The organism is Pseudomonas sp. GM50, from assembly GCF_000282375.1.
Lineage (GTDB): Bacteria > Pseudomonadota > Gammaproteobacteria > Pseudomonadales > Pseudomonadaceae > Aquipseudomonas.
Genome location: NZ_AKJK01000098.1, coordinates 38,449 through 56,811, shown reverse-complemented (window position 1 = coordinate 56,811; position 18,363 = coordinate 38,449). Strand labels below are relative to the sequence as shown.

Annotated in this window: 15 protein-coding genes; 8 read left to right on the top strand and 7 right to left on the bottom strand. The window is 59.7% G+C overall.

From position 1 onward, the window contains the following. Nucleotides 1-254 precede the first annotated feature (254 nt). Nucleotides 255-1,241: a taurine ABC transporter substrate-binding protein gene (gene tauA, locus PMI30_RS07535; RefSeq protein WP_008012574.1), complete on the top strand. Its 987-nt coding sequence runs from the start codon at nt 255-257 to the stop codon at nt 1,239-1,241. A 118-nt stretch (nt 1,242-1,359) separates the two neighbouring features. Here tauA and argA read toward each other — a convergent pair whose 3' ends face one another. Together argA and argE are read right to left on the bottom strand one after the other, a co-directional pair. Next, the gene (gene argA / locus PMI30_RS07540) at nt 1,360-2,658 is read right to left on the bottom strand and encodes an amino-acid N-acetyltransferase (protein WP_007899457.1); all 1,299 of its coding nucleotides are present in this window, start codon (nt 2,656-2,658) and stop codon (nt 1,360-1,362) included. 264 nt (nt 2,659-2,922) lie between these two features. After that, complete coding sequence (argE, locus tag PMI30_RS07545; RefSeq protein WP_008012571.1) at nt 2,923-4,077, bottom strand: acetylornithine deacetylase; 1,155 nt, start codon at nt 4,075-4,077, stop codon at nt 2,923-2,925. Nucleotides 4,078-4,255: 178 nt separating this feature from the next. Between argE and PMI30_RS07550 the strand changes: the two genes are divergently transcribed. Then, nucleotides 4,256-5,623 carry a CYTH domain-containing protein gene (locus PMI30_RS07550; protein WP_008012569.1) on the top strand — a complete coding sequence of 456 codons (1,368 nt, stop codon included), beginning with the start codon at nt 4,256-4,258 and terminating at the stop codon, nt 5,621-5,623. Between the two features lie 100 nt (nt 5,624-5,723). Here the strand turns inward: PMI30_RS07550 and PMI30_RS07555 are convergent, their stop codons facing one another. Continuing rightward, entirely contained in the window at nt 5,724-6,197 is a 474-nt protein-coding gene (locus tag PMI30_RS07555) for an Lrp/AsnC family transcriptional regulator (protein ID WP_008012567.1), read from the bottom strand. Between the two features lie 126 nt (nt 6,198-6,323). On the opposite strand from PMI30_RS07555, the gene PMI30_RS07560 reads away from it, so the two are divergent. From PMI30_RS07560 to PMI30_RS07580, 5 genes are all read left to right on the top strand, one after another. Then, nucleotides 6,324-6,662: a hypothetical protein gene (locus PMI30_RS07560; RefSeq protein WP_008012564.1), complete on the top strand. Its 339-nt coding sequence runs from the start codon at nt 6,324-6,326 to the stop codon at nt 6,660-6,662. Nucleotides 6,663-6,752: 90 nt separating this feature from the next. Next, on the top strand, nt 6,753-8,537 hold the full coding sequence (locus PMI30_RS07565; RefSeq protein ID WP_008012563.1) for a GspE/PulE family protein: 1,785 nt from the start codon (nt 6,753-6,755) through the stop codon (nt 8,535-8,537). Nucleotides 8,538-8,792: 255 nt separating this feature from the next. Beyond that, nucleotides 8,793-9,707 carry an SPFH domain-containing protein gene (locus tag PMI30_RS07570; RefSeq protein ID WP_008012560.1) on the top strand — a complete coding sequence of 305 codons (915 nt, stop codon included), beginning with the start codon at nt 8,793-8,795 and terminating at the stop codon, nt 9,705-9,707. Between the two features lie 11 nt (nt 9,708-9,718). Further along, nucleotides 9,719-10,156 carry an NfeD family protein gene (locus PMI30_RS07575; protein WP_008012557.1) on the top strand — a complete coding sequence of 146 codons (438 nt, stop codon included), beginning with the start codon at nt 9,719-9,721 and terminating at the stop codon, nt 10,154-10,156. A gap of 68 nt (nt 10,157-10,224) precedes the next feature. Next, nucleotides 10,225-10,545: a DUF2388 domain-containing protein gene (locus PMI30_RS07580; RefSeq protein ID WP_007899427.1), complete on the top strand. Its 321-nt coding sequence runs from the start codon at nt 10,225-10,227 to the stop codon at nt 10,543-10,545. A 165-nt stretch (nt 10,546-10,710) separates the two neighbouring features. Here PMI30_RS07580 and gcvP read toward each other — a convergent pair whose 3' ends face one another. After that, on the bottom strand, nt 10,711-13,584 hold the full coding sequence (gene gcvP / locus PMI30_RS07585; protein ID WP_008012555.1) for an aminomethyl-transferring glycine dehydrogenase: 2,874 nt from the start codon (nt 13,582-13,584) through the stop codon (nt 10,711-10,713). Nucleotides 13,585-13,737: 153 nt separating this feature from the next. Between gcvP and PMI30_RS07590 the strand changes: the two genes are divergently transcribed. After that, nucleotides 13,738-14,877: a DegT/DnrJ/EryC1/StrS family aminotransferase gene (locus PMI30_RS07590; RefSeq protein ID WP_032835876.1), complete on the top strand. Its 1,140-nt coding sequence runs from the start codon at nt 13,738-13,740 to the stop codon at nt 14,875-14,877. A gap of 98 nt (nt 14,878-14,975) precedes the next feature. Here the strand turns inward: PMI30_RS07590 and gcvH are convergent, their stop codons facing one another. The 3 genes from gcvH to PMI30_RS07605 all read right to left on the bottom strand — a co-directional run bounded on the left by gcvH (nt 14,976) and on the right by PMI30_RS07605 (nt 18,267). Continuing rightward, complete coding sequence (gene gcvH, locus PMI30_RS07595; protein ID WP_008012551.1) at nt 14,976-15,362, bottom strand: glycine cleavage system protein GcvH; 387 nt, start codon at nt 15,360-15,362, stop codon at nt 14,976-14,978. A 50-nt stretch (nt 15,363-15,412) separates the two neighbouring features. Continuing rightward, nucleotides 15,413-16,495: a glycine cleavage system aminomethyltransferase GcvT gene (gene gcvT, locus PMI30_RS07600; RefSeq protein WP_008012550.1), complete on the bottom strand. Its 1,083-nt coding sequence runs from the start codon at nt 16,493-16,495 to the stop codon at nt 15,413-15,415. Between the two features lie 155 nt (nt 16,496-16,650). After that, nucleotides 16,651-18,267, bottom strand: coding sequence for an ABC transporter permease (locus tag PMI30_RS07605; RefSeq protein WP_008012548.1), 1,617 nt, complete (start codon nt 18,265-18,267; stop codon nt 16,651-16,653). Nucleotides 18,268-18,363 lie beyond the last annotated feature (96 nt).

Below are 18,363 nucleotides of genomic sequence, written 5' to 3'. Positions count from 1 at the left end.
GTGTCTACGACCAAGGTCTAACCGCAGTGATTTGGTCCCTGCAGGGTAATGATTTTCTCATAAACCCAAAAAGAATTATTTCATCCTTTTTCATACCCTTTAGGAATATGGCTCGCCATCGATAATCCGAACCGGGATCACAAGGTATCGGCTCATAAGCTAATTCCTAAATGGTATTTATTGGCCTTTTTTTAGATCGATTAGCGTTGGCGCATTCCCCATACGTCAATCACTTTCGAAAAGGCGACGCCATCATGGCCAAACGCGCACTATCTAGTCAATTTGTTACAGTTTGTATATCGCTGATATTTTCTTTTTCCGCCCAGGCGGCGACTCTCACTGTCGGTTATCAAACCGGTATCGACCCCAGCAAAGTCCCTCAGGCCGATGGCGTTTACGAGAAAACCATTGGCCAGAACATCGATTGGCGTCGTTTCAACAGTGGCCCGGAAGTGGTGACCGCCATTGCGTCCGGCGATGTGCAGATTGGCAACCTCGGTTCAAGCCCACTGGCGGCGGCCGCTTCGCGCAATCTGCCGATTGTCGCGTTCATTGTTTCTGCTCAGATCAACGCTGCCGAAGCACTTGTGGTGCGCAACGGCAGCGGCATCGATAAACCGGAAGATCTGATCGGCAAAACCATCGCCACGCCCTTCGTTTCAACCTCCCATTACAGCCTGCTCGGCGCGCTGAAGCACTGGGGGCTGGATGCCTCGAAAGTCAAAGTGGTGAACCTGCAACCCGCCGAAATAGCCGCGGCCTGGAAGCGTGGCGACATTGATGGGGCGTTTGTCTGGTCGCCCGCGCTGGGGGAAATCCGCAAGACCGGCAAGACGTTGACCGACGCGGCGCAGGTCGGCCAATGGGGCGCGCCGACTTTCGAGGTGTGGGTCGCTCGCAAGGATTACGCCGAGAAGCACCCTGAGGTCGTGGCCAAATTTGCCAAGGTCACCCTGGATTCATTTGCCGACTATGCCGCCCATAAAGACAGCTGGACCGTCGATTCGGTACCGGTGCAGAAAATCGCCAAATTGACCGGTGCCAATGCCGCCGATGTGCCTGAGCTGCTGGCCGGTTCCGCATTCCCGGATGCCAAGGCACAACAGACCACCGCGCTACTGGACGGAGGCACAGCCAAGGCGATTGGCGAGACGGCGAAGTTTTTGAAGGAGCAAGGGAAGGTCGAGACGGTGCTGCCGGATTATTCGCCCTATGTCAGCGCGAAATTCGTCACTGAATAACACCCCGCCCCCCCCGTAGGAGCGAGGCTTGCCCGCGAAGAGGCCATGTCTGCCGACACAAGTGTTGAATGTCAGGCCGCCTTCGCGGGCAAGCCTCGCTCCTACAAGGTTTGGGGCATCACAGGGCTTTTTCGAAGATCTTCGAATTACGCTGGTAGTTGTAAAGCGACGCCCGCGCCGATGGCAGACGTTCAACGCTGCTCGGCACGAAGCCCCGCTCGCGAAACCAGTGAGCGGTCCGGGTGGTCAGCACGAACAAGGTTTTCAGCCCCTGAGCCCGGGCGCGGGTTTCGATGCGTTCCAGCAGTTCATCTCCGCGACCGCCATGACGGTACTCCGGGTTCACCGCCAGACACGCCAACTCCCCAGCATCCGAATCGGCAATCTGATACAGCGCCGCGCAGGCGATGATCATGCCTTCGCGCTCTACCACGCTGAACTGCTCGATCTCACGCTCCAGCACCTCGCGGGAACGCCGTACCAGAATCCCCTGCTCTTCCAGCGGGCTGATCAAGTCCAGCAAACCGCCGACATCCTCGATGGCCGCCTCGCGCACAACCTCGAATTGCTCCTGGGCCACCAGCGTACCGCCACCGTCACGGGTGAACAGTTCGGTTAGCAGCGCGCCATCTTCGGCGTAGCTGACGATGTGACTGCGCGCCACCCCGCCCCGGCACGCTTCAGCGGCTGCATCCAGCAGCTCGGCTTGATAGTTGCTGCCCAAACGCTGCAAATGCGCCGGTACTTGTTGCGGGCGCAATTCGCGGACCAGACGACCATTTTCATCGATCAAGCCCAGATCGGCACCGAACAGCAGCAGCTTGTCTGCCCCCAGATCGATAGCCGCGCGGGTAGCGACATCTTCACACGCGAGGTTGAAGATCTCACCGGTCGGCGAGTAACCCAATGGCGACAACAGCACGATAGAGCGTTCGTCCAGCAGGCGATTAATGCCCTTGCGATCGACCCGACGCACTTCGCCGGTGTGGTGATAGTCGACACCTTCAAGTACGCCGATCGGCCGTGCAGTGACCAGATTGCCGCTGGCCACCCGCAGGCGCGAACCCTGCATTGGCGATGAGGCCATGTCCATGGACAGCCGCGCTTCGATGGCGATGCGCAGTTGACCGACCGCATCGATCACGCATTCCAGGGTCGCTGCATCGGTGATGCGCATGCCGTGGTGGTAATGCGGGGTCAGGCCGCGAGCAGCGAGGCGTGTTTCAATTTGCGGACGCGAACCGTGAACCAGCACCAGACGCACGCCCAGGCTGTGCAGCAGCACCAGGTCGTGGACGATGTTGCCGAAGTTCGGGTGCTCCACGCCGTCGCCGGGCAGCATGACGACGAAGGTGCAATCGCGGTGGGCGTTGATGTAAGGCGAAGCGTGACGAAGCCAATTGACGTATTCGGGCATGAACCTGGGCCTGTAATAAATAGCAGCCGAAAAAAGGGTAACGCAGTAAACGCACAGCGGGCTGATGGTTATCGTCGGAACAGGCTTGGCGACACGCGCGCTCTCCTCATGAATACGGGTTGGATGACCGGCAATTTACAGCGTTTGATAGGACAAAACACAATCCCTGTGGGAGCGAGCCTGCTCGCGATAGGGCCAGCACATTCAAGATTGATGTGTCTGACCTGACGCTATCGCGAGCAGGCTCGCTCCCACAAGGACACATCATCGTTTGGCCGGGGTCAGGCAGTAATGTTCAATCAGTTGACGTAATAGATGCACGGTAGGCTGCAAACGTGACATTTCGAGGTATTCCCCCGGTTGGTGTGCGCAGGCGATATCACCCGGTCCCAATACCAGTGTTTCACAACCAAGACGCTGAAGATAAGGCGCTTCCGTGCCGAACGCCACTGCTTCGGCGCGATGGCCGGTGAGCTTTTCGGCAACCCTCACCAATTCCGAGTCCTCGGCCTGCTCGAAGGGTGGCACTTCGGGGAACAGCGGCGCGTAATCGATCTTCACCTTGTGCCGTTCGGCAATCGGATTGAGCTTCTGCAGAATCGCCGCGCGCAGGGCTTTGGGGTCCATGCCCGGCAACGGACGCAAGTCGAACTCCAGCGAGCACTGGCCGCAGATTCGGTTGGGATTGTCGCCCCCATGGATGCAGCCGAAGTTAAGGGTCGGCTGCGGCACGCTGAACTGCGGGTTATGGAATTCGCGCTGCCACGCCAGGCGCAAGCCGCGCAGTTCGCCGATGGCGTCGTGCATGGCCTCGAGGGCGCTGTGGCCCAGGCGCGGGTCCGAGGAATGGCCGCTCTGACCGAGGATGTCGATGCGCTCCATCATCACGCCTTTGTGCATCCTGATCGGCTTCAACCCGGTCGGCTCGCCGATCACCGCGGCCCGGCCCAGCGGACGTCCGGCTTCGGCCAGAGCGCGGGCGCCAGACATCGAGCTTTCTTCATCGCAAGTGGCGAGGATCAGCAAGGGTTGCTTGAACGGTTGGTCGAGCAAGGGTTTGACGGCTTCGATGGCCAGGGCGAAAAAACCCTTCATGTCGCAACTGCCCAAGCCGACCCAGCGACCGTCCACTTCCGTCAGTTTCAGCGGGTCGGTCTGCCACAACGCCTCGTCATACGGCACCGTATCGCTGTGACCGGCCAGCACCAGGCCGCCGGGGCCGGAGCCAAAACTGGCCAGCAGATTGAATTTGCCGGGGCTGACCTGCTGGATATCGCAGGCAAAACCCAAGTCCCCGAGCCATGTCGCCAACAAGTCGATGACCGGCCGATTGGTTTGATCCAGGCTGGGCTGGGTACAGCTGACAGACGGCGCGGCGATCAGCGCAGCGAACTGATCTTTCATGGACGGCAAAGGCATCGCTGACTCCCAACTCCCGAATTGAACTCCATCATAGAACCATCCGACGACAGGAATAAACCGTCGCGGCTCGTCACCAAGCGTCAACAGACCCTATCTCGAATGAGTCCTGTACACTGCACGACCTTGGCAGCCACACATTCCCCCGGCTGCGCTCCCGATCCTGGATTTTCCGGCCATGCAGAAAGAAACCGAAATCAAACTCCGCGTCAGCCGCGAAACCCTCGCCGCCCTGCGCGAGCACCCGCTACTGAAAAAACGCAACAAAAGTGGCTGGGAACGCCGTGAGTTGATGAATCAGTACTTCGACACGCCTGAGCGCGACCTGGCCCGCGCCAAGGTTGCCCTGCGCCTGCGCCGCGATGGCGAAGAAGTGATTCAGACCCTCAAGACCCGTGGCCAGAGCGTCGCCGGTCTGTCCGAGCGTCACGAGTACGACTGGAATTTGCCCAAAGCCAAGCTCGACGTGAAGAAACTCGACGGTGAATGCTGGCCCGAAGAGCTGGCCGAGCTGGACAAGAAAACCCTGAAAGCCATCTTCACCACCGATTTCGTGCGCGAACGCGCGGAAATCGCCTGGGGCCGTGGCAAGACCAAAGTGGTCATCGAAGCCGCGCTGGACCTGGGCCACGTGGTGGTCGGCAAGCAGAAAGAAGAAATCTGCGAGCTGGAACTGGAACTGCGCGAAGGCGAACCGGCCGCGCTGCTGGAACTGGCCGCCGAACTGGCTGCGACACTGGCGCTGATGCCATGTGACATCAGCAAGGCCGAACGCGGTTATCGCCTGTTCGACGCCAATAGCTACTCGCTGAGCTTGCCGTCACCGCAGATCACCGCCGAAATGCCGCTGGACGATGCGTTCGCCGCCCTGAGCTGGCATTTGCTGAGCAGCAGCCAGCGTCTGGCCGAGCAGTATCGCTTCAATGGCCACTGGCGCCTGCTGCAGGACTGGGTCGAGAACCTCGCTGAAATGCGCGCGTTGATCAGCAGCCTCGGTCAGGCCGCACCGCGTCAGTCGACTCACGATCTGCGGGTCGCGCTGGATGCCCTGCTGGAAGACTGGCGCCCGCTGGTACAAGCCGGCCTGGACGACGAAGACGTGCGCAAAGCCGCGCCGGAGCAATTCCTCGAAGAGCTGGAAGACGTGCGCTGGGGCCTGTTCTCCCTGAACACTTCGCGCTGGTTGCTGGCTCGCACCTGGGCCGCCGATCGCAACACCCGCGGTAATCGCCAGGGCGCTGCACAACTGGGCAGCTGGCTGCCGCGCATGCTGGGCGAAGAAGCCAACTCGCTGCAATTGCAGCGTTACCAGCAACAGCCGGAAGACTTGGCCGAGCAACTGCCGCGTATCGAGCGCATCCAGGCTTGGCTGCACCATGCCCGCGGCGTACTGGAGATCCCGGAAATGGATCGCCTGTATGGTGAGTTGAACAAACTGACGCAACTGGCCAACGAGCCGATCACCGATGAATTGCTGGATGCGCGCAAGCACCAGGCGATCGCGGTGTATCAGAATCGTGCCTGGAAGACTTTGCTGCGTCTGTAAAATCGCCTTCGCGGGCAAGCCTCGCTCCTACAAGAGATCATGCTGCCCTTGTAGGAGCGAGGCTTGCCCGCGAAGAGGCCCGCACAAGCGCTATAAATTTCTACCCCCGCAACACCGGCAAACTCGTCGTGGATTTGATTTCGGACAAAGCCACGATCGAGTTGACCTCCTGAATCCCCGGCACCATCGACAGCTTCTCGAAGAAGAAGCGCTCATAAGCCTCAATGTCCGCCGTGACGATCCTCAGCAAGAAATCCACCGACCCCATCAGCACATAACATTCCAGCACTTCGGGAAAACCGCGAATCGCCTCGGTGAACTCGGTGAAGTTCGAACGTCCGTGGGCGTTGAGTTTGATCTCGGCGAAGATCTGCGTGTTCAGGCCGATTTTCTTGCGGTCGAGCAATGTCACCTGACCACGAATGATCCCCTCCTCCTTCATCCGTTGAATCCGCCGCCAGCACGGCGACTGCGAGAGCCCCACCTGTTCGGCGATCTGCGCGCTGGAGAGCGAAGCGTCCTCTTGCAGCAACGCGAGAATCTTGCGGTCGTAGCCATCCAGCTCGCTATGCATAGAAAAACCTATAGTGAGTACTAAATCGAATTGATCTATTCGATAAATGATCAATAAGCCCAATCATCGATAAGAAATGCCCGGCACCGAATGTAAAAATTCCTCCAGTGATTTTGGAGCCCGACCATGCCGCCTTTAGAAGCCGTGAACACCCCGCCCGCCCGTGCCGATGTCTGGAACGTCAGCAACGCCCACTGCCGCGTTCACTATCAATTACTGGCCGAGGCCGAGCCGGATCTGCTGTGTCGGGCGCTCAATCTTTTCGCCTTGCAGTTCCTGACGCCGCAACAGGTGAACGTGCAGCGCATGGACGATCTGCTGTCGGTCGATATCGTCATGGACGGCCTGAGCTGGCACCGTGCTCAAGTGATCGCGGAAAAATTACGTAACCTGATCAGCGTCTGCTCGGTGAACCTGCAAGCGGCTGATTCTGCGTGGGAAGAGCCGGCTCAGGCGGCAGGCTGAAAAGAAACGACATGCCTTGGTCGGGTAGTGGCCCAACGGTCTACAGGTGCGCGACTATCCTTTGCGAACGGTTGTTCAAAAGGAGCCCGCATGTCCGTTCAACTCGCCACTCAGGACCGCTGGCTGGACCTCAATGATTTGCTGCGTGAATTGGTCGCCCAAGGCTTTATCAGCCAGGATTCGGCCGAACACGCGCTCAACGCCCGCCGCCGTCACGCCATAAATGGTCAGCAGCACCCGCTGGAGTTCATCGCCAGCCAACATCTGGACGACCTCAGCCGTCCCGGCAAACACCTCGATCTGGAAAGCCTGACGCTCTGGCTGTCTCAGCAGGCCGGTCAGCCTTACTTGCGCATCGATCCACTGAAAATCAACGTCGCTGCCATCACGCCGTTGATGTCCTATGCCTTCGCCCAACGCCACAAGATTCTGGCCGTGTCTATCGACCGCGACGCCGTCACCGTGGCCAGCGCCCAGCCCTTCGTCAGCAGCTGGGAAGCCGATTTGACCCACGTGTTGAAGCTGCCAATCAAGCGCGTGGTGGCCAACCCCGTGGACATCCAGCGCTTCAGCGTGGAGTTTTTCCGCCTGGCCAAATCGGTCACCGGCGCCACCAACGCTGATCAACAAATAAGCACCCTGGGCAACTTCGAACAGTTGCTCAACCTCGGCGCCAGCGACCAGGAGCCGGACGCCAACGATGCGCACATCGTCAACATCGTCGATTGGCTGTTCCAGTACGCGTTCCAGCAACGGGCCAGCGATATCCACATCGAACCCCGGCGCGAGCAAGGCACGGTGCGCTTTCGCATCGACGGCGTGCTGCACAACGTCTATCAGTTCCCGCCGCAGGTGACCATGGCCATCGTCAGCCGCCTGAAAAGCCTGGGGCGGATGAACGTCGCGGAAAAACGCAAACCCCAGGACGGCCGGGTAAAAACCAAAACCCCGGATGGCGGCGAAGTCGAGCTGCGACTGTCGACATTGCCGACGGCGTTCGGCGAGAAGATGGTCATGCGGATCTTCGACCCGGAAGTGCTGCTCAAGGACTTCGATCAGCTGGGTTTTTCCGCCGATGACCTGCGTCGCTGGCAAGACATGACCCGCCAGCCCAATGGCATCATTCTGGTGACCGGGCCGACCGGGTCAGGCAAGACCACCACGCTGTACACCACCCTGAAGAAACTGGCGACGCCGGAGGTCAACCTCTGCACCATTGAAGACCCGATCGAAATGGTCGAACCGGCGTTCAATCAGATGCAGGTCCAGCACAACATCGACCTGACCTTTGCCGCCGGCGTGCGCGCGCTGATGCGCCAAGACCCCGACATCATCATGATCGGCGAGATCCGCGACCTCGAAACCGCCGAGATGGCGATTCAGGCCGCACTCACTGGCCATTTGGTGCTGTCGACGTTGCACACCAACGACGCCCCGAGCGCCATCAGCCGCCTGCTGGAACTCGGCGTGCCGCATTACCTGATCAAGGCCACGGTGCTCGGGGTCATGGCTCAGCGTCTGGTCCGGACCCTTTGCCCGCATTGCAAGGCACCGCTGACCCTGGGCGAGGACGACTGGCAAACCCTGACCCGGCCTTGGCAAGCGCCACTGCCGGGTAACGCACAACGCGCCATCGGTTGCCTGGAATGCCGCGAAACCGGCTATCGCGGCCGCGCCGGGGTGTACGAAATCATGCAGCTGACTGACGGCATCAAAGCGCTGATCAACCCCGATACCGATTTGCTCGCGGTCCGGCGTCAGGCCTTCAAGGAAGGTATGCGCAGTTTGCGGCTGTCCGGTGCGCAGAAAGTGGCGGCGGGTTTGACCACGATCGAAGAGGTGTTGCGAGTGACGCCGCAGAGTGAGCAGAAATAAACAGCCCCCAAGGCCGGTAAGTCAAGACGCATAACCTGTGGGAGCGCGGCTTGCCCGCGAAGAATGCACCGCGGTTTTTCAGGTATTACGCGTCATCGTTCTTCGCGGGCAAGCCTCGCTCCTACAGGATTTTCGTCGCTCAAACTTCTCAACTGACTGGTATCAGCCATAGTTCCTGGCCCCTCCAAGTCGCGTACGAGCCTTTTGCCCTACACTCTGCTCATCGCAACTCCACCAGACTGGACAGGGACCGTTATGGGTATTGCACTAAGTCTTTTCGTCGCACTGACCGTAGCCATTCTTTTCATGGGCTTCAAAGTGGTGCCTCAGGGTTTTGAATGGACGGTCGAACGTTTCGGCCGTTACACCAACACCCTCAAACCAGGCTTGAACATCATCATTCCGGTGATGGACCGCATCGGTCGCAAGATCAACGTGATGGAAAGCGTGCTGGACATCCCGCCTCAGGAAGTCATCACCGCCGACAACGCCACCGTGCAAATCGACGCCGTGTGCTTCTTCCAGGTGGTCAACACCGCCCAGGCCGCCTACGAGGTGAACAACCTCGAACACGCCATTCGCAATCTGCTGCAAACCAATATCCGTACCGTGCTTGGCTCCATGGAGCTGGACGCGATGCTCAGTCAACGCGACAACATCAACGAAAAACTGCTGCGCACCGTTGATGAAGCCACGGCGCCGTGGGGCATCAAGATCACCCGGATCGAGATCAAGGACATCAGCCCTCCCGCCGACCTGATGGCCGCCATGTCCGGGCAGATGAAAGCCGAGCGGATCAAACGCGCACAGATTCTTGAGGCCGAAGGTTTGCGCGCCTCGGCGATCCTCACCGCCGAAGGCAAAAAGCAGGCACAAATTCTGGAAGCCGAAGGTAGCCGTCAGGCGGCGTTCCTCGAAGCCGAGGCCCGGGAGCGTCAGGCCCAAGCCGAAGCCCAAGCCACCAAAGTGGTGTCCGAAGCCATCGCCGGCGGTAACGTGCAGGCGGTCAATTACTTCGTTGCGCAGAAGTACATCGATGCCTTGGGCAAACTGGCCTCGGCCAACAACAGCAAAGTGATCCTGATGCCGCTCGAGGCCAGTTCGATGATCGGCGCAGTCGGCGGCATTGGCGAAATCGTCAAAGCCACGTTCGACAGCAAGAAAGGCTGAGGCCGGTGCCCATGGAGCTGTTTTCGTTCTGGAGCTGGTTGGCCCTGGGCACGCTGCTGCTGATCCTCGAGGTGTTCGGGGCCGGTGGTTATCTGCTATGGATTGGCATGGCAGCCGCTGCCGTCGGCGTGCTGACCTTCGTGATACCGGGCTTGCCCTGGGAATTGCAGGTGTTGTTGTTTGCGGTCTTTTCAATCCTCACCGCCCTGTACTGGTGGAGACGTCAGCGCAGCGTGGTACGGGCCAGCGATCAGCCGAATCTGAACCTGCGAGGGCAAGAGCTGATCGGCAAGGTGTTCGTGGTCAGCGAAGCGATTGTCGACGGCCGCGGCAAGATCAAGGTCGCCGATGGCGTGTGGATGGCCCGAGGGCCTGACACCGCATCCGGCAGCCGTGTTCGGGTGATCGGGCAGCAAGGGGCGATTCTACTGGTGGAGCGAGCCGACTAACGTCACGGAACTCGATTGGGTTATTGGCAATCAAAGCCCGCAGTTAAAACCCAGTGGAGTCACCTTTTATGCGTCTCAAACTTGCTGTCGCTACCTTCGCCGTGTTGTCCCTTCAAGTCGGTTCGGCGATGGCTGATGACAGCTTTTTGCGTAACGTTCTTACTTCCGGTGCCACCACCGGTACCTCCTACCTGACCTCCAGGGATCACAAGTTGGTCGTTGCCGCCCAGGATGACGCCGGAAGCTTTGTCGCCAGTGACGGCGCCATTCGCGGCCCCTATCTGGAAGCCGCCATGCAGAAAGTTCGTGCCGACAATCCTGGCCTGCAAGCCACGGACATGGAACTGGCGAACGCCATCCTGGCGAAGAATGCCATCGCCTCGAAATAAGGTTCGTTGCTTAACAAAAAATGCCGCTCACATGAGCGGCATTTTTTTGCGTGCGATACCTGTAGGAGCGAGGCTTGCCCGCGAAAGCGGTGAATCAGTCGACATAAATGTTGAATGTTAAATCGCTTTCGCGGGCAAGCCTCGCTCCTACAGGGGACAGTGATTTCAGCGATATTCATCCACCGGCACACACGCGCAAAACAGATTGCGGTCACCGTAGACATTGTCCACACGGTTCACCACCGGCCAGTACTTATGGGCCTTGGTGTGAGCATCCGGCGTCACCGCCCGCTCGATGCTGTACGGCCGCTCCCAAACCCCGGTGATGTCGGCCAAGGTATGCGGTGAGCGTTTCAGCGGGTTGTCCTCTGCCGGCCAGTTGCCGTTCTGCACCTCGGTGATTTCCGCGCGGATACTCAGCATCGCGCCGATAAAACGGTCCAGCTCCGCCTTCGATTCACTCTCGGTCGGTTCGACCATCAACGTCCCCGGCACCGGGAATGACATGGTTGGCGCATGGAAGCCATAGTCCATCAGGCGTTTGGCAACGTCCTCTTCACTGATGCCGGTCTGCGCCTTGAGCGGTCGCAAGTCGAGAATGCACTCGTGGGCCACTCGCTCGTTGCGCCCGGTGTAGAGCACTGGAAATGCGCCGGCCAAATGCTGCGCCAGGTAATTCGCGGCGAGAATCGCCACCTCGCTCGCATCCGCCAGTTGCGGCCCCATCATCGCGATGTACATCCAGCTGATGGGCAGAATGCTTGCACTGCCCCAAGGTGCCGCGCTCACTGCGCCGTTTTCCGGCAGCGGGCCATCGATTGGCACTACCGGGTGATTGGCAACAAACGGTGCCAGGTGCGCCCGAACACCGATCGGGCCCATCCCCGGTCCGCCACCGCCGTGGGGAATGCAGAAGGTTTTGTGCAGGTTCATGTGCGACACGTCGGCACCGATGTCTGCCGGCCGTGCCAATCCAACCTGCGCATTAAGGTTGGCGCCATCCATGTACACCTGACCGCCATGGCTGTGGATAACTTCACAGATTTCACTGATGCCTTCCTCGTAGACCCCGTGAGTCGACGGATAGGTCGCCATCAGGCAGGCGAGTTTGTCCCCCGCCTCCGTGGCCTTTTCCTTCAGATCATCCAGATCGACATTACCTCCCTCGTCGCACTCGACGATCACCACCCGCATCCCGGCCATTTGCGCCGAAGCCGGATTGGTGCCGTGGGCCGAGGACGGGATCAGGCAGATATCCCGCGCGCCCTGATGGCGGCTCTCGTGGTATTTGCGGATCGCCAACAAACCAGCGTATTCGCCCTGAGCGCCCGAGTTGGGCTGCATGCAGATCGCATCGAAACCGGTGATCGCGCAGAGCCAGCGCTCCAGTTCCGCGATCATCAAGGAATAACCCACCACCTGCTCTGTCGGCACGAACGGATGCAGGTTGGCGAACTGCGGCCAGGTGATGGGGATCATCTCGCTGGTGGCATTGAGCTTCATGGTGCAGGAGCCCAGCGGGATCATCGATTGGTTGAGCGCCAGGTCTTTGTTTTCCAATTGCTTGAGGTAACGCAGTATTTCGGTTTCGCTGTGATGAGCGTTGAACACCGGATGACGCAGATAAGGCGTACTGCGCTGCAACCCGGCAGGAATACCGGACACCAGGGTTTCAGCGTCCAGTTCGTCGACGTTGAGCCCATGATCGGCACCGAGAAACACATCGAACAGCTTCGCCACGGTGGTTTCGTCACAGGTTTCGTCGAGGCTCAGCCCCAGTTGTCCACGGCCGAGAATACGCAAGTTGATCTGCGCCGCCTGGGCACTTTCGATGATCGCGGTCTGAGTGCCACCGACCTCCAGGGTCAGAGTGTCGAAGAAATGTTGGTTGAGACGAATGATCCCATGACGCTCCAGGCCGACAGCGAGGATGCAGGTCAGCCGATGGACGCGTTGGGCAATCCGTTTGAGCCCTTCCGGGCCGTGGTAGACCGCGTAGAAACTGGCGATATTGGCCAGCAGCACCTGGGCGGTACAGATGTTGGAGTTGGCCTTCTCCCGGCGGATATGTTGCTCGCGGGTTTGCAGGGCCATGCGCAGGGCGACATTGCCGCGAGCATCTTTCGACACGCCGATGATCCGCCCGGGAATCGCCCGTTTGTATTCGTCGCGACTGGCAAAAAAAGCCGCGTGGGGACCGCCGTAACCCATGGGCACGCCGAAGCGCTGGGACGAACCGAACACCACGTCAGCGCCCAGCTCCCCCGGCGGGGTCAGCAACAGCAGGCTTAGCAGATCGGTCGCCACACAAGCCAAGGCTTGCTGGGCATGCAGATGATCGATCAATGGGCGCAGATCGCGCACTTCACCGTGGGTGTCGGGATATTGCAGTAGCGCGCCGAATACCTGGTGCTGTTTCAAGTTATCCACAGCGTCGACGATCAATTCAAAACCGAACCCTTCGGCCCGGGTCCGCACCACGGAAATGGTCTGCGGATGGCAATTCTCATCGACGAAAAACAGGTTACTTCTGGATTTGGCCACGCGCTTGGCCAGTGCCATGGCCTCGGCTGCCGCCGTGGCTTCATCCAGCAGCGAGGCGTTGGCCAGTTCCAGGCCAGTCAGGTCGATGGTCAGCTGCTGGAAATTCAGCAACGCTTCGAGCCGGCCTTGAGCGATCTCTGGTTGATAGGGCGTATAGGCGGTGTACCAACCGGGATTTTCCAGCACGTTGCGCAGGATGACGGCCGGCGTGAGGGTGCCGTGGTATCCCATGCCGATCAGGCTGGTCCAGACCTGGTTCTGCTCGGCGTAGCCCCGCAGCTTGGCCAGCGCGGCTTCTTCGTCGAGGGCCGGTGGCAAGTCCAGTGGCCGGTTGAGGCGGATTCCCGGCGGCACCGTCTGCTCGATCAGCTCGACCCGGCTGCCAAGACCAAGGCTGTCGAGCATCGCCTGCTGCTCGGCGGCATCGGGGCCCAGATGGCGGCGCAGGAAGGTATTGGGGTCGCGTAACTGGCTCAAGGACGGCAACTGGGACATGACGGGCTCTCTCTTGACTGGCGCTCGGCGTCGATGCAATGCGGTCAAACCAGCATAGCAGTCGATACCCGCACCGATGGCGTGGCGCCGTTGGTCAATCCGGATCATCATGCTCGGCGCCTACAAACGTTCGCTGACCGGGTATCCACATTTATGAGCCAACTGTCTTTCCTGCCCTTCTCCAAACCCGTCATTGATGAAGCCACGATTGCTGCTGTCAGCGATGTACTGCGCTCGGGCTGGATTACCAGCGGCCCCAAGGTGCAGGATTTTGAAGCGCAACTCTCGGAATATTTTGGCGGGCGCCCGGTGCGTACGTTCAATTCCGGCACCTGTACCATGGAGATCGCATTGCGCATTGCCGGAGTCGGAGCGGGCGATGAAGTGATCACCACGCCGATTTCCTGGGTGGCCACCGCCAACGTGATTCTGGAAGTTGGCGCTACGCCAGTGTTTGCCGATATCGACCCGGTCACCCGCAATATCGACCTGGCGCAGCTTGAAGCTGCGATTACCCCGCGCACCAAAGCCATCATCCCGGTGTTTCTCGCGGGACTGCCCGTGGACATGACACGCCTTTACGCGCTGGCAAAGAAGCACGGTTTACGAGTGCTGGAAGATGCAGCCCAAGCCTTGGGTTCAAGCTGGAACGGGCAGCGAATCGGTGCGACTGGCGATTTCGTGTCCTTCAGTTTCCAGGCGAACAAGAACATCACCTGCTCAGAGGGGGGTTGCCTGGTGCTGAACAATGCCGAGGAAGTGCGGTTAGCGGAAAAGTACCGGTTGCAGGGCGTCACCCGCAGCGGTTTCGATGGGCTGGACGTTGACGTGCTGGGCGGCAAGTTCAACATGACTGATGTCGCGGCAGCCATTGGCCTGGGGCAATTTGCCCACATCGAGGCGATCACCGCTCATCGTCGTGAGCTGGCCAAACATTATTTCGCCTGTTTTGGCGAGGACTTCGAAGCGCAATACGGGGCTCAACTGCCCCCGGCGGATTTCGCGAACAGCAATTGGCATTTGTTCCAGCTGGTGCTCCCGGAGCGCCAGGATGACAAACCGGCACGGGCTACTTTCATGGAGCAGATGCAGGCACTGGGAGTCGGTATCGGCTATCACTACCCGCCAATCCACCTGCTGAGTCTTTACCGCGAACGCGGGTTCAAGGAAGGCATGTTCCCGGTAGCCGAACGGGTCGGACGACTGATCGTCTCGCTGCCGATGTTCACGGCCATGGATAAAGCGGATGTCGAGCGTTCGGTGGCCGCTGTGAAAACCGTTCTAAAGCCGTAGAACCTGTGGGAGCGAGCCTGCTCGCGAAGTGGGCGTGTCAGTTGGCATAAATGTTTACTGACACACCGCTTTCGCGAGCAGGCTCGCTCCCACATGAATTACTCGCCGATGGCGGCCTTGTAGGCACCTGCATCGAGCAGCAGATTGTCCAACTCAGAGGTATCGCTTGGCTCGAGTTTGAAGAACCAGCTGTCATAAGGCGCGCTGTTGACCAGTTCAGGGTTGTTGGCCAACTCTTCGTTGACGGCAATGACTGTGCCGGAAACTGGCGAGTAGATATCGGAGGCAGCCTTGACCGACTCGACGACACCCGCAGCCTCGCCGGCAGCGAACACTTTGCCGATTTCCGGCAGCTCAACGAACACTACGTCACCCAAGGCTTCCTGAGCATGGTCTGAAATACCCACTTTCACGCCGCCATCATGGTCTAGACGGGCCCATTCGTGACTTTCGGCAAAACGCAGGTCGACAGGGATTTCGCTCATGTTCTGTGTCCTCAAGAAAAATGTCAGCGGTCATTGCCCGCCAAAAAAAGTTAGATCAAGGTTTTGCCGTGGCGTACGAAGGTCGGTTTGACCACTCGAACCGGGTACCACTTGCCACGGATTTCCACTTCGGCGCGGTCGGCGGTGGCCACCGGCACGCGCGCCAGTGCAATCGACTTGCTAAGCGTAGGAGAGAAACTACCACTGGTGATCTCCCCTTCGCCAACATCGGCGATGCGAACCACCTGATGCGCGCGTAAAACCCCACGCTCTTCAAGGACCAGACCCACCAGTTTGTGCTGTACGTCATTGGCCTGTTCGGCTTCCAGGGCAGTGCGGCCAATGAACTGACGCGTGGCCGGTTCCCAGGCAATGCTCCAGGCCATGTTGGAGGCCAATGGCGAGACTTCTTGATGAATGTCCTGACCGTAGAGGTTCATGCCAGCTTCAACACGCAAGGTATCGCGCGCGCCAAGGCCGATCGGGGAAATACCCGCGCCCACCAGATCGTTGAAAAAGCCCGGTGCCTGATCGGCGGGCAGCACGATTTCCAGACCATCCTCACCGGTGTAACCGGTGCGCGCGATGAACCAGTCACCGTCAGTCTGACCTTCGAAATATTTGAGCTGCTGAATCAGCGTGCCACGGGACTGAGTCACCAGTTCGGCAATCTTGTGCCGGGCGTGAGGCCCTTGAATGGCCAGCATCGCCAGCTCGGAGCGCTCGTTGAGCCGCACATCGAAGTCGCCGAGATGAGCTTGCATCCAGGCCAGGTCCTGATTGCGGGTGGAGGCGTTCACCACCAGGCGATAACCATCCTCGAGGCGGTAGACGATCATGTCGTCGACGATGCCGCCGTGCTCGTTGAGCATGGCGCTGTACAAGGCACGGCCGGGGCTGTGCAGACGCTCGACGTCATTGGCCAGTAAATACTGAAGCCAGGCCTTGGCCTGGGGGCCGTCAACATCGATCACGGTCATGTGGGATACATCGAAAACCCCGCAATCGCGGCGCACCTGATGGTGTTCCTCGACCTGCGAGCCGTAATGCAGAGGCATATCCCAACCGCCAAAATCGACCATCTTCGCGCCGAGGGCGAGATGAAGGTCATACAGAGGCGTACGCTGTCCCATGGGTTTCTCCTTCCGGGCGTGGCGAAGGTGCGGACAGGCGCTGTACGGGTTGAAATGCCTTGAAATAAAGGCTTTCAGCCGTTTCAGCGACCCGGTCTGAAAGACGGACCGCACCGAATGCCGCGCATTGTAGCCGCAAGGTGTAGGACTGACACCTACGCGTTTCGATGCGCCGAACGTCGGATCAATCCGATGACCGGTAACAACCCGACCAACACCAGGGTCAGTGCCGGCAACGAGGCCCTCGCCCACTCGCCTTCGCTGGTCATTTCAAAGATCCGCACCGCCAGCGTGTCCCAGCCAAACGGGCGCATCAGCAGGGTCGCGGGCATTTCCTTGAGCACATCGACGAACACCAGCAACGCCGCGCTCAACGTGCCCGGCAGCAGTAGCGGCAGATACACTTTGAAAAACAGTCGTGGCCCACTGACGCCAAGGCTACGTGCTGCTTCAGGCAAAGATGGCCGTATTCGCGCCAGGCTGCTTTCCAGCGGTCCATAGGCCACCGCGATAAAACGCACCAGATAGGCCAGCAACAACGCCGACAGACTGCCCAGCAGTAACGGTTTGCCCGCGCCGCCAAGCCATCCCGACAGCGGGATCACCAGTTCGCGATCCAGGTAACTGAACGCCAGCATGATCGACACCGCCAGCACCGAGCCCGGCAAGGCGTAGCCAAGGTTGGCCAGACTGATGCCGGAACGGATCGCCCGGGTCGGCGCCAATCGACGGGCAAAGGCCAGCACCAGAGCGACACTGACGGTGATCAACGCCGCCATGCCGCCCAGGTACAGGGTGTGGATGATCAATCCGGCATAACGCTCATCCAGATCGAAGCGCCCACGTTGCCAGAACCACACCACCAGTTGCAGCACGGGAATGACGAAGGCGCAGGCAAATACCAGACCACACCAGCTCATGGCCGCCAGCGCCTTGACCCCGCGCAGGTGATACAACGCCTTGACCCGCGGTCGTTCGTTGCTCGCCCGATTGGCCCCGCGGGCACGGCGCTCGCCATACAGTACGATCATCACCACCAACAGCAACAGGCTGGCCAGTTGCGCGGCCGTGGAAAGACTGAAAAAGCCATACCAGGTTTTGTAGATAGCGGTGGTGAACGTGTCGAAGTTGAACACCGACACCGCACCAAAATCCGCCAGGGTTTCCATCAGCGCCAACGCCACTCCCGCGCCGATGGCCGGACGTGCCATGGGCAACGCCACTCGCCAGAACGCCTGCCACGGGGATTGCCCAAGGACTCGCGCCGCTTCCATCAAGCCTTTGCCCTGAGCCAGGAATGCGCTACGCGCCAACAGGTAAACGTACGGATAGAAAACCAGCACCAGCACCAGAATCACACCGCCGGTGGAGCGCACTCGGGGCAGCCTCAGCCCGCTGCCGAACCATTCGCGCAGCAAGGTTTGCACAGGGCCGGCAAAATCCAACAGGCCAACGAAGACGAATGCCAGCACGTAAGCAGGAATCGCAAAGGGCAACATCAGCGCCCAGTCCAGCCAACGCCGCCCGGGGAATTCGCAGAGGCTGGTGAGCCAGGCCAGGCTGACGCCCAGCAGCGTTACGCCGAAACCGACGCCGAGGACCAGCGTGAGGGTATTGCCCAGCAGTCGCGGCATCTGGGTGTCCCACAGGTGGGACCAGATCTGCTGATCGATGGTTTGCCAGGAAAGAAGCAGGACACTCAGGGGCAGCAGGACCAGCGCAGCAATGGCGAAGACCAGGGGATACCAGCGGCGTTGGGCGGGGTGGGCCAAGGAAAAGCTCTCGGGTAAATCAACGAAGTGTATGCAAACCGCAAAAAGATCGCAGCCTGCGGCAGCTCCTACATTGGGATGATGTACACCCGGTAG